This window comes from Sanguibacter keddieii DSM 10542 (assembly GCF_000024925.1).
Taxonomy (GTDB): Bacteria; Actinomycetota; Actinomycetes; order Actinomycetales; family Cellulomonadaceae; genus Sanguibacter; species Sanguibacter keddieii.
The window spans coordinates 1044537-1056529 of sequence record NC_013521.1 but is presented as its reverse complement, the minus strand read 5'-3'; the positions used below and the strand labels follow the sequence as shown (position 1 = coordinate 1056529).

General features: G+C 71.1%; 9 protein-coding genes. 4 read left to right on the top strand and 5 right to left on the bottom strand.

All coding sequences use genetic code 11. From position 1 onward, the window contains the following. Positions 1 to 145: 145 nt before the first annotated feature. The 3 genes from SKED_RS04510 to ahcY all read right to left on the bottom strand — a co-directional run bounded on the left by SKED_RS04510 (position 146) and on the right by ahcY (position 3873). Positions 146 to 802, bottom strand: a complete 657-nt coding sequence (locus SKED_RS04510; protein ID WP_012865942.1) for a response regulator transcription factor — start codon at positions 800 to 802, stop codon at positions 146 to 148. Positions 803 to 872: 70 nt separating this feature from the next. Next, complete coding sequence (locus tag SKED_RS04505; protein WP_143755656.1) at positions 873 to 2234, bottom strand: sensor histidine kinase; 1362 nt, start codon at positions 2232 to 2234, stop codon at positions 873 to 875. A 118-nt stretch (positions 2235 to 2352) separates the two neighbouring features. Next, positions 2353 to 3873, bottom strand: coding sequence for an adenosylhomocysteinase (ahcY, locus tag SKED_RS04500; RefSeq protein WP_012865940.1), 1521 nt, complete (start codon positions 3871 to 3873; stop codon positions 2353 to 2355). A gap of 837 nt (positions 3874 to 4710) precedes the next feature. Between ahcY and SKED_RS04495 the strand changes: the two genes are divergently transcribed. The 4 genes from SKED_RS04495 (at position 4711) to SKED_RS20240 (ending at position 10673) form a co-directional block, all read left to right on the top strand. Next, complete coding sequence (locus SKED_RS04495) at positions 4711 to 6048, top strand: quaternary amine ABC transporter ATP-binding protein (protein WP_012865939.1); 1338 nt, start codon at positions 4711 to 4713, stop codon at positions 6046 to 6048. Beyond that, positions 6045 to 6929: an ABC transporter permease gene (locus SKED_RS04490; protein WP_012865938.1), complete on the top strand. Its 885-nt coding sequence runs from the start codon at positions 6045 to 6047 to the stop codon at positions 6927 to 6929. Before SKED_RS04495 ends, SKED_RS04490 begins: the two co-directional genes overlap by 4 nt. 103 nt (positions 6930 to 7032) lie before the next feature. Then, complete coding sequence (locus SKED_RS04485; protein ID WP_012865937.1) at positions 7033 to 7956, top strand: glycine betaine ABC transporter substrate-binding protein; 924 nt, start codon at positions 7033 to 7035, stop codon at positions 7954 to 7956. A gap of 317 nt (positions 7957 to 8273) precedes the next feature. Beyond that, positions 8274 to 10673: an Rv1352/Rv1906c domain-containing protein gene (locus tag SKED_RS20240; protein ID WP_169310129.1), complete on the top strand. Its 2400-nt coding sequence runs from the start codon at positions 8274 to 8276 to the stop codon at positions 10671 to 10673. A gap of 99 nt (positions 10674 to 10772) precedes the next feature. Here SKED_RS20240 and SKED_RS04475 read toward each other — a convergent pair whose 3' ends face one another. Further along, entirely contained in the window at positions 10773 to 11708 is a 936-nt protein-coding gene (locus SKED_RS04475) for a cation diffusion facilitator family transporter (RefSeq protein ID WP_012865935.1), read from the bottom strand. Between the two features lie 5 nt (positions 11709 to 11713). Continuing rightward, complete coding sequence (locus SKED_RS04470) at positions 11714 to 11929, bottom strand: hypervirulence associated TUDOR domain-containing protein (protein WP_012865934.1); 216 nt, start codon at positions 11927 to 11929, stop codon at positions 11714 to 11716. Positions 11930 to 11993 lie beyond the last annotated feature (64 nt).

Genomic DNA, 11993 nt, shown 5'->3' with positions numbered 1-11993 from the left:
CAGGGCCGACGGGGGTATCCCCAGATCATCGGCAGGACTGCCTCTCGGCATGAGTGCTCGGCGAGCACCTCCTCGTGTGCCACTCGTCACGCCTGCCGGTGGGGCGCCTCGTGCCTCGTGCCGTCGGCGTGACGGGAGCGGTCTCTCAGGCGTTGAGGCGGCGGAGGACCGCGAGGACCCGTCGGTGGTCTCCGGCGTCGAGCGGGAGGTCGAGCTTGGTGAAGATCGACGAGACGTTCTTCTCGACGGCCCCGTAGGACAGCACGAGGCGCTCGGCGATCGCGGTGTTGGACCGCCCCTGCGCCATGAGCTCGAGCACCTCGTTCTCGCGCGGGGTGAGGCGGGTCAGGCCGTCGTCGGCGCGGGCCGCGCCCATGAGCTGGGTGACGACCTCGGGGTCGAGGACGGTGCTGCCGTCGGCGATCCGCTCGAGGGCGTCGATGAAGTCCGACACGTCGGCCACGCGGTCCTTGAGCAGGTAGCCGACACCGCGGGCGTCGCCGGTGAGGAGCTGCGCGGCGAAGCGCGTCTCGACGTACTGCGAGAACAGCAGGACGCCCTGGGCGGGATTCGCCGAGCGGATCGCGAGCGCGGCGTGCAGCCCCTCGTCGGTGAAGGTCGGCGGCATCCGGATGTCGATGATGACGACGTCGGGCGCCTGGTCGGGGTCGAGCCCGTCGAGCAGCACCCGGAGCTGGTCGCCGTCACCCACGGCACCGACCACCTCGTGCCCGCGGCGGGTGAGCAGGGCGACGAGTCCGTCGCGGAGGATCACGGAGTCTTCGGCGATGAGCAGACGCACGGGGCGGGCCTCTCGGTGGGTGCTGCTGGGAGGGTGGGGCGAGCGAAGAGGGCGGGACTGTGGTCGACCGTCACACGTGCAGCGGCAGGACGACCGTGACAAGGGTAGGGCCGCCCTGCGGGCTGGTGATGGTGAAGACGCCGTCGACCGAGCCGACCCGCTCGGTGAGACCGGCGAGCCCGCTGTGGTGGCCCTCCGCGTCGGGCACGAGCACCACCGCACCGCCGACGCCGTCGTCGCGGACCTCGAGGCGCAGCGCCCGGGCGCGGACCCACACGCGCACGTGCATGGTCGTGGCCTGCGCGTGCTTGATGGCGTTGGTGAGCAGCTCGGTGACGCAGAAGTACGCGATGGTCTCGATCGCCTCGGCCGGGCGGGCGGCCGGTGGCCCCGGGAGGTCGACGTCGAGCTGGACCGGCAGCGGGCTGCGGGCCGCCAGCGTCTCGAGGGCGACCCCGAGACCGTTGTCGAGGGCCGGTGGGTGGATCCCGCGGGAGAGCTCGCGCAGCTCGACGAGCGTCTCCTTGGTCGAGGTGTGGGCAGCCGCGATGAGGTCGGTGAGCTCGCGCGAGGCACCAGCGGTGACGGCCTGCTCCTTGGCCTCCCCCAGCTGCATCGCGATCGCGACGAGCCGCGCCTGGGTGCCGTCGTGCAGGTCGCGCTCGATCCGACGCAGCGTGGAGTCGGCGTCCTCGACGGCGCGGCCACGAGACTGCTCGAGGCTCGCGACGCGCAGGCTGGCCTCGGTGGGGCCGAGGAGCCCCTCGGCGAGCATGCGGTGCAGGTGGGCGAGACCGCGCACGACCGCCGCCCCGACGAAGAAGAGCAGGATGCCGGCGACCGCCATGACGAGCTGGCGGGGCGCCGTGTCGACGAAGTAGTCGGGGACGAGCTCCGCGCCACGGTGCAGCACCCCCTGGGTGTCGGGCACGGCCGGGAGGTACCGCGACCAGTACCAGTGGGTCATGGCACCGAGCGGCACCACGAGCCACACGGCCGCGAGCGCGAGCGTGACGACCGCGAGCGGCAGCTGGAGCACCATGAAGGCCACGGCCCGCCAGCCGACGCCGTCGCAGACCATGGACCAGATCCCGGCCCACAGGCCCTTCTTGCGGCGGAACGGGGTGGGCCTGTCGATCTCCGCACGGAGCATGCCGCGGGCGAGACCGCGGTCGGCGGCACCGAAGCCGCGCGCCCCGACGATCATGGCGCCGAGGATCCCGCCTCCCCCGACGACGGTGAGGAGCAGTCCGGCGGTGAGGGCGAACATCGCGAGGACGTAGACGAAGCCGACGACGGACCATGCCGTGACGAGGAACAGGTAGGCCAGCTCGCGCCAGGTCCGCGACCTGAAGGCACCGCTGAAGAACCCGACGTGCTCGAGAGGCTGCGGCTCCCGGGACCGTCGCCACAGGTAGGTCGGTGTCTCCATGCTCTCCATCGTCGTCGGGGCTGCGCGACCGGTCCAGGTCGCACCCGGCCGGCTGTGGACGGACGTGCCGTCCACCGCCGGTGCGGGCTCGCTCGGACCGACCGTCCGGGCGGTCACGTCAGTAGCGGTAGTGCTCGGCCTTGTAGGGGCCGTCCGCGTCGATGCCGAGGTAGTCGGCCTGGGCCGGGCTCAGCTCGGTCAGCCGCGCCCCGAGGGCGTCGAGGTGCAGGCGCGCGACCTTCTCGTCGAGGATCTTGGGCAGGCGGTGCACGGCGACGGGGTAGGCCTCGTCGGTGCCGGCCTTGGTGTAGATCTCGATCTGGCCGATCACCTGGTTGGCGAAGGAGTTGCTCATCACGAAGGACGGGTGGCCGGTCGCGTTGCCGAGGTTGAGCAGGCGCCCCTCGGACAGCACGATGATGGACCGTCCGGCGCGCTCGCCGGTGGTGAAGGTCCACTCGTGGACCTGCGGCTTGATCTCGGTGCGGGTCACGCCGGGGACCTGGGCGAGGCCGGCCATGTCGATCTCGTTGTCGAAGTGGCCGATGTTGCCGACGATCGCCTTGTTCTTCATCCGCGACAGGTGGTCGGCGGTGATGACGTCCTTGTTGCCCGTCGTGGTGATGAAGAAGTCGGCCTCGTCGAGCACGTCCTCGATCTGGGCGACCTGGTAGCCGTCCATGGCGGCCTGGAGGGCGCAGATGGGGTCGATCTCCGAGACGATCACGCGGGTCCCCTGGCCGCGGAAGGCCTCGGCCGCGCCCTTGCCGACGTCCCCGTAGCCGGCGACGAAGGCGACCTTGCCGCCCATGAGGACGTCGGTCGCGCGGTTGATGCCGTCGGGGAGAGAGTGGCGGATGCCGTACTTGTTGTCGAACTTGCTCTTGGTGACCGAGTCGTTGACGTTGATCGCCGGGAACAGGAGGGTGCCGGACTCGGCCAGCTGGTACAGGCGGTGCACGCCGGTGGTGGTCTCCTCGGTGACGCCGAGGATGTTCTCCGCGATCGCGGTCCAGCGCAGCGGGTCGTCCTGCAGGACGCGGCGCAGCAGCGCGAGGACGACGTTCGTCTCCTCGGAGTGGTTCGGCTCGCCCGGGCGGGTGTCGGCCGGGACCTCGCCGGCACGCTCGTAGGCCAGGCCGTCGTGGACGAGCAGCGAGGCGTCACCGCCGTCGTCGAGGATCATGTTGGGACCCGCGTACGGGGCGTCTGCGCCGGCGTCCGGGTCGGCGGGCCAGAGCAGGATCTGCTCGGTGCACTCCCAGTACTCCTCGAGGCTCTCGCCCTTCCAGGCGAAGACGGGCACGCCCTGGGGGTCCTCGACCGTGCCGTGCGGCCCCACCACCACGGCGGCGGCCGCCTCGTCCTGCGTCGAGAAGATGTTGCAGGAGGCCCAGCGGACCTTCGCGCCGAGCGCGGTGAGGGTCTCGATGAGCACCGCGGTCTGCACGGTCATGTGGATCGAGCCGGCGATGCGGGCGCCTGCGAGCGGCTGGCTCTCGCCGTACTCGGCGCGCAGGGACATGAGCCCGGGCATCTCGTGCTCGGCGAGCCGGATCTGGTGGCGCCCCGCCTCCGCGAGGGAGAGGTCGCGGACCTTGTACTGGCCGGGGGACTCGCTGAAGCTGTGCGTCGACATGATGCTCCGAGGTCTCGGTGTGAGGGTCTCGGCCAGACTACTCGGCGAGGGTCCGCGCAGCAGGGGTGTCCACCGCTCCCTGGGGGTCCCCTCGACCGGCCGCCCGCGCACCTCGCAGACCTCGCGACCGCGGCGCGACCGACACTGCGGACATCCCTCGCGAGATGGCAGATCCTTGACCGGGGCACCCCGTGCGTCAAGCACTGGCAAACAGCCGGGCTTCGTGACCCGCACCACGAAGTCCGTGTGACCCAGGCAACATCTGACCATTTGATCAGATTGAGTAGATCACAAAGCGGTAACGATCGAGATCGGCGGAAAACCGCTGACCAGCCGCAGGTTTCCGGGTAAAGGAATGGTATCGCCACCCTCCGTTCACCCCCTGCTCCGGTAGCCAGACCGGAGGGCATGGGGCATGGTGGAAAAGACCGATCAAGGACACGATCGGCCTGCGAGCGCCCTGAACCGCCGCCGTCCGTCGTGGTCTGACACCCCCGGACCGGTCGCGCGATCTCGGCGTGGTGGCGCGGCGGACCAGTCCGTCGGCACCTTCGCCTCGACGCCCTTCCCGGCACCCCTCAGGTGCCGTCCTGGCGCGCCGTCGCAGGCCTCACCCAGCCGCTCCAGACGCGGGCGGCAGGACACGCGAACGGGGAGACAGTGACCGTAGGACCAGGAGTCACCACACAGCAGGACCCTGACCACGCAGGACGCACGGACGCAGCGGCAGCGCACTCAGCGCAGGGGGCCGCGCCCAGCACCTCGGGCCAGGACGCAGCGCAGACGACGCTGACCAAGACCTCGGGGACCACCCCGGCCAGCGGGGAGACCCCCGCCGTGCAGGTCGAGAACGTCTACAAGATCTTCGGCCGCCGCTCTGGCGAGGCCGCCCGCAAGCTCAAGGCCGGTGCGACCCGCGCCGACGTCGCCAGCCTCGGCACCGCCGCGGTCATCGACGCCAGCTTCGAGGTCGCCAAGGGCGAGATCTTCGTCGTCATGGGCCTGTCGGGCTCGGGCAAGTCGACGCTCATCCGCATGCTCAACGGCCTGTGGAAGCCGACGTCCGGGACCGTGCGCCTCGGCGGCCAGGACATCAACGCCGTCGGCGCCAAGAAGCTCCGCGACATCCGCCAGAAGAGCGTGAGCATGGTGTTCCAGCACTTCGCGCTCATGCCGCACCGCACCGTCCTCGACAACGCGGCGTACCCGCTCGAGATCCAGGGCATGGGCAAGGCGCAGCGGCTCGAGAAGGCCCGCACCGCCCTCGACCTCGTCGGGCTCACCGACTGGGCCGACAAGCTGCCCTCGCAGCTCTCGGGTGGCATGCGTCAGCGCGTGGGCCTCGCCCGCGCCCTGACCGCCGACACCGACGTGCTGCTCATGGACGAGGCCTTCTCGGCCCTCGACCCGCTGATCCGCCGCGAGATGCAGGAGCAGCTCGTCGAGCTGCAGAGCAAGCTCGGCAAGACCATCGTCTTCATCACGCACGACCTCAACGAGGCCATGTTCCTCGGCGACCGCATCGCCGTCATGCGCGACGGTCGCATCGTGCAGATCGGGTCCTCCGAGGAGATCCTCTCCGACCCGGCCAACGACTACGTCGCGCAGTTCGTCGCCGACGTCGACCGCACCCGTGTGCTCACCGCGTCGTCGCTCATGCACCGACCGGCCGCCATGGTGCCGCTGTCGGCAGGGCCGCGCGTCGCCTCCCGCACCATGCGCGAGGCGCAGGTGCAGGCCGCGTACGTGGTGGACCGCTCGCGGAAGCTGCGCGGCGTCGTCTACGACTCCGAGGTCGTCGACGCCCTGCGCGCCGGCACCACCTCGCTCGAGACCCTCGTCCGCGACGACCTCACCGCGGTGGACCAGGACGCCTCGCTCGCCGAGATCTTCCTGCCCGCCACGGAGTCCCCGCTCCCGGTCCCGGTGACCGACTCCGAGGGGCGCCTCGTCGGCGTCGTGCCTCGCGTCGTGCTGCTGCAGGCCATGGTGCCCCCGCACCTCGAGGACTCCGCGCACGACGAGACCGCCGCCGCAGAAGACACCGACACCACGGACGCCGCTGCGCAGACCGCAGCCGCGCAGCCAGCGACGAGCGCCGGAGCCGCTGACGCGGCCGCCGCAGCGCCCCTGCCTGCCGACGCGTCCGAGCAGACGACAGGAGAACGCCCGTGATCATCGCAGCAGACACCCAGTCCGGGCTCCCCCGGGCGCCTCTCGGCGAGTGGGTGGACTCCTTCGTCGGCTGGGTCACCTCGACCTTCTCGTGGTTCTTCGACCTCATCAAGGGCGTCCTCACCTGGTTCTTCGACCAGCTGGACACCATCCTCAGCGGCCCGCCGTTCTGGGTCGTCGCACTCGTCCTCGCCGGGCTCGCCTTCTGGGCGCGCGGCTGGAAGCTCGGGCTCGGTGCGTTCGTCGGCTTCGCCGTGATCGACATGGTCGGTCAGTGGGGCAACGCGATGGACACCCTCGCACTCGTGCTCATCGCGAGCGCGATCGCCCTGATCATCGCGATCCCGCTCGGCATCTGGGCCGCGCGCAACGACGCGGTCTCGCACCTGCTGCGCCCGGTCCTGGACTTCATGCAGACGATGCCCGCCTTCGTCTACCTCATCCCGACCGTGGTCATCTTCCTCACGGGTGAGGTGCCCGGCATCGTCGCGACCGTGATCTTCGCGCTCGCCCCCGGTGTCCGCTTCACCGAGCTCGGCATCCGCCAGGTCGACCGCGAGGTCGTCGAGGCGGGCCACGCCTTCGGTGCCACCGAGGGCCGCATCATGCGCCAGATCCAGCTGCCCCTCGCGCTGCCGACGATCATGGCTGGCATCAACCAGGTCATCATGCTGTCGCTCTCGATGGTCGTCATCGCGGGGATGGTCGGCGCCGCCGGCCTCGGCTCGGACGTCGTCCGTGCCCTCCAGCGCGTCAACATCTCCCTCGGCTTCGAGGCGGGTCTCGCCGTGGTCATCCTCGCGATGTTCCTCGACCGCGTGACCTCCGCCCTCGGCGACCGTGCCCCCGTGGCCAAGGCGCTCAAGACGACCTCTGCCTGACACCCGTCCGTCCGGGCGGGCCGCACCGGCCCGCCCGGACGACTGCACCACTCACCAACCCCGCGGCAGCGACCATCAGGGTCGCTGCCTCCAGGAAGGAACCATGCTCAACCGTTCTACGCACCGCACCGCACTCGTCGCCGGCTCGCTCGCCGTGGCCCTCGGCCTCGCCGCCTGCTCCTCGGACGACAGCTCGGCCGAGGACGCCCCCCGTCTCGACAACGGCGACCTCGAGACCATCTCGATCGGCATCCACTCCGGGTGGGACGAGGGCATCGCCGTCTCGCACCTGTTCAAGGTCATGCTCGAGGAGGAGGGCTACACGGTCGAGACGACCGAGGCCGACGCGGGCGTCGTCTACACCGGTCTCACCGGTGGCGACTTCGACGTGAACTTCGACATGTGGCTGCCCAACACCCACGCCGACTACCTCACGCAGTACGGCGACGAGATGGAGATGCTCGGCGTCTGGTACGACGACGCGAAGCTCACCATCGCCGTCAACGAGGACTCCCCCATCACCTCGCTCGACGAGCTCGCGGACAACGCCGACGTGTTCGGCAACCGCCTCGTCGGCATCGAGTCCGGCGCCGGCCTGACCCGCATCACGCAGGACGACGCGATCCCGGGCTACGGCCTCGAGGACATGAACTTCGTCGTGTCGTCCACCCCCGCGATGCTCGCCGAGCTCAAGGGCGCGACCGACGCCGGCAACGACGTCGCCGTGACCCTGTGGCGCCCGCACTGGGCCTACGACGCCTTCCCGATCCGCGACCTCGAGGACCCGCAGGGCCTCATGGGCGAGGCCGAGGAGATCAACTCGGTCGGCCGTGCCGACTTCGCCACCGACTACCCGACCGCCGCGTCGTGGATCGGTGCCTTCGAGCTCACCGACGAGCAGCTGTTCTCGCTCGAGAACATCATGTTCAACGAGAACGGCGGCTCGGACAACGACGAGTCCGTCAAGCAGTGGCTCGAGGAGAACCCGACCTTCGTCGACGACCTCAAGGCGTCCGCCGAGGCCTGAGCAGCACCGCACCACCCGCAGGCTCGCTGAGCCTGCTCCCCAGCGAGGCCGGTCTCCCCACCAGGGAGGCCGGCCTCGCTGGCGTCCACGGAGCCTCGCCTGGTCGTGTTTTCACCCCGGAGGTCTGGGACGGTACGTCACGGGACGTCCCGGATCGTCTCGCCCGGTCAAAGCAAAGACCACCCTCTGCTCCGCCCCGTCGACACGTACCGGCGTCAGTAGCATTCGACTGCCTCGGGGGCGGGGCCGCACAGTGCCGTCAGCCTCCGACGGTGTGCTCGTCGGCCACGGTGCCCGACGCAGAGATCGGAGCACCGGTGCCTCATCACCCGTCCCACCGCCCGTCCTACCGTCCGTCCACCGACGACGCACGACGCCCGAGCGCCCTCGCGCTCCTCGTCGCCCTCGTCGTGGCCCTGCCGCTCGTCGTCGCCGCCCCGGCGACGGCCGACGACGCCCCGGCACCCGACCAGGGCCTCGTCGACGACGCGCCGGCTCCCGGCCAGGAGCCCGGCGGCGAGACCCCCTCTCCCGCCGAGGAGGCCCCAGCGCCCGCCCTCGCCCCGGAATCGGACCCTGAGCCGGTGCCGGAGGAGCCCGCCAGCCCAGAGCCCCAGGACTTCGACGTCGCCCCTGACCCGACCGTCACGGGCACCGCCGCGGTCGGCACGACCCTCACCGTCGTCACCGGAGACTGGTCTCCGGCTGCCACCTTCACCTACCGGTGGCTCGCCGACGGACTGGCCGTCGACGGTGCGACCTCCACGTCGTACGTCCCCACCGCCGCAGACCTCGGGAAGGTCCTCACGGTCGAGGTCACCGGCGCCGCGGACGGCAGGACCCCGCAGAGCCGGAGCACCAGCACCGCCCCGGTCGCCGCAGGCACCTTCGCGACCACGCCCGTCCCGACGGTGTCCGGGACGGCGCGGGTCGGCTCCACGCTCACCGCCCAGGCGGGCGCCTGGCCCGCCGGTGCGACGCTGACCTACCAGTGGTCCGCCGCAGGCACGCCGGTCGCCGGAGCCACGCAGGCCACCTACGCGGTCACCCCGGCAGACCTCGGCGCGGCGCTCACCGTGCAGGTCACCGCGACGCAGACCGGGTGGGCGACGGCCTCCCGCACGAGCCTCCCGACGTCGGCCGTCGCCGCGGCCACCTTCACCAGCGCTCCGGTCCCGACCGTCACGGGCACCGCGAAGGTCGGCTCCACCCTCACCGCCGTCCCCGGCGCCTGGTCACCGGCCGCCACGTTCACGTACCAGTGGTCCGTCGGCGGCACGCCGGTGGCCGGTGCGACCCGTGCGACCTTCGTGCCCCTGGCCGCCGACCTCGGCAGGACGATCACCGTCAAGGTCACCGGGACCCTGGCGGGCTGGACCCCCGTCACCCGGACGAGCGTGAAGACCGCGGCGGTCGCCCCCGCCACGTTCACTACGGCCCCCGTGCCCACGATCAGCGGCAAGGTCCGGGTCGGCTCGGCGCTCTCCGCCGTGCCCGGCACCTGGTCCCCCAGCGCGACGCTCGCCTACCAGTGGCGTGTCGGCGGCGTGGCCGTCAAGGGCGCCACGAAGAAGACGTACACCCCTGCCGCGGGCGACCTCGGCAAGAGGATCACCGTCCAGGTGACCGGCACACGGACCGGCTGGACCACCCGTGCCCGCACGAGCGCGTCGAGCGCACCCGTCGCCCTCGGCGCCTTCACGGCAGCCCCCGTGCCCACGGTCACCGGGACCGTCCGCGCCGGGTCGACCCTCACCGCCAAGGCCGGGAGCTGGTCCCCCGGGGCGAAGCTCACCTACCAGTGGAAGGCCAACGGCTCCACCATCAAGGGAGCCACCGCGTCGAAGTTCACGCCGACGGCCCAGCAGGTCGGCACGAGGATCACCGTCCAGGTCACCGGGACCCGCACCGGGTGGACCACCACCAAGAAGACCAGCGCAGCCACCCGCGCCGTCGCGGCAGGCGTCTTCGCCAAGGCGCCCACACCGAAGATCTCCGGCACGGCCCGCACCGGGTCGACGCTCACGGCCACGGCCGGCACGTGGTCCCCGAGCGCGACGCTCAGCTACCAGTGGCTCGCGGGCGGCACGCCCGTCACCGGTGCCCGGTCCACGACCTTCGTGCCCACGACCTCGCAGGTCGGCAAGAAGATCACCGTCCAGGTGACGGCGCGCAAGGACGGCTGGACCACGACGTCGCGCACCAGTGCGGCGACCGCTGCCGTGACCACGCCCGCGGTGGTGCCGTCGGGTGACGGCATCTTCCGGGTCGGGTCGCAGATCTCCCCCGGGACGTACATCTCCAAGAACCCGGACTTCTGCTACTGGGAGCGCCGCTCGAACGCGACCGACGACCTCGAGGGCATCATCGCCAACGACATCGGCAACGGGCAGCGGATCGTGACGATCTCTCCGAACGACAAGTACTTCTCGTCAGACTGGTGCGGAGGGTGGAAGCCCCTGCCGACCACGGGCACACCGAAGACCTCGGTGACCCAGGACGGCGTCTACGCAGTCGGAACCCAGCTCGCACCAGGCCGGTACCGTGCACTGGGTACCGGGGACTTCTGCTACTACAGCGTGGTCTCGTCCTTCTCCGGCGAGCTCGACGCCATCCGCATCAACGGGTTCTCGGCCTACACCCAAGAAGTCGTCATCACGTCACGCGACGTCGGGTTCGAGAGCTCGAACTGCAGCACGTGGCGGAAGGTGGGCTGAACGGCCCACCCGGCTGTCTCCCCGACATCCTGACCGCAACGCGCACGAGGCCGGTCTCCCCCCCGTGGGAGGCCGGCCTCATGCCGCACCAGGACGACCTCAGGGCTTCCGGAGCGCCCCCGCCGCGTCGCGGAGGTCGGGCTCGAGGTAGATGCGCATCGACAGCCCGGGAGCCGCGGCCCGCACGCGTGCCTCGGCCTCGTCGATCGCGTCCGCGACCTCGCGGGCGCTCTCGGTCGCGTCGACCTCGATCTTGGCCGCGACGAGCACCTCCTCGGGGCCCAGGTGCAGCGTCTTGAGGTGGATCACCGACGGCACCCCGGGGCCGACGAGGGCGGCCTCGATCGCGGCGACCGTGTCCTTGCTGGCCGACTCCCCCAGGAGGAGCGACTTGGTCTCGAGGGCGAGCACGACCGCGATGAGCACCAGCAGCACGCCGATGCACGCCGTGCCCGCGGCGTCGTAGCGCCCGTCACCGGTGATGAGCGTCATCCCCACACCGAAGAGCGCGAGCACCAGGCCGATGAGCGCCCCGAAGTCCTCGAGGAGCACCACCGGCAGCTCGGGGGCCTTGGCCGTCTTGATGAACTGGGGCCACGACTGCTTGCCGCGGACCAGGTTGGACTCACGGACCGCCGTGCGGAACGAGAAGCCCTCCATGCCGATGGCCGCGACGAGCACCACGATGGGCACCCAGTGCCACGACTCGATCCCGTGGGGGTCGGAGAACTTGTGGTACGCCTCGTACAGCGCGAAGAGGCCACCGAGGCTGAACAGCACGATGGACACGATGAAGGCGTAGACGTAGCGCTCGCGGCCGTAGCCGAAGGGGTGCTGCTCGTCGGCCTGCCGGCGGGCACGCTTGCCGCCGACGAGGAGCAACGCCTGGTTGCCGGAGTCGGCGAGGGAGTGCACGGACTCGGCGAGCATCGACGACGAGTGCGTGAGCAGGTAGGCGACGAACTTGGTCGCCGCGATCCCGAGGTTCGCGGCCAGCGCCGCGACGATCGCCTTGTTGCCACCGTGGGCGGACACGGCCGTCAGTCCTTGAGCCGGCGCAGCGCCGAGCCCTTGTGCGCGGCGTGGGCGCCGGTCTTCTCCGACTCGACGACGTAGGCGGGCGCGTCGTCGGACGCCGTGAACGTGTGCCCGGCGAGCTGGAAGTCCTTCGTCTTGCGCTCGAGGACCGTCCCCTGCGTGCGTCCCTGCGGTGTCCCCCAGGACACCCTGTCTCCGACCTTCAACGACTCAGCCATGCGGACGTCCTCCTGTGCGCTCGGCCGGCGCACGCCGCCGACCGCCCCAGTCGACCACGTCGGC

Coding starts and splice junctions, on each gene's coding strand:
- SKED_RS04470 (WP_012865934.1), bottom strand. CDS start 11,929: ATGGCTGAGTCGTTGAAGGTCGGAGACAGGGTGTCCTGGGGGACACCG.
- ahcY (WP_012865940.1), bottom strand. CDS start 3,873: ATGTCGACGCACAGCTTCAGCGAGTCCCCCGGCCAGTACAAGGTCCGC.
- SKED_RS04485 (WP_012865937.1), top strand. CDS start 7,033: ATGCTCAACCGTTCTACGCACCGCACCGCACTCGTCGCCGGCTCGCTC.
- SKED_RS04505 (WP_143755656.1), bottom strand. CDS start 2,234: ATGGAGACACCGACCTACCTGTGGCGACGGTCCCGGGAGCCGCAGCCT.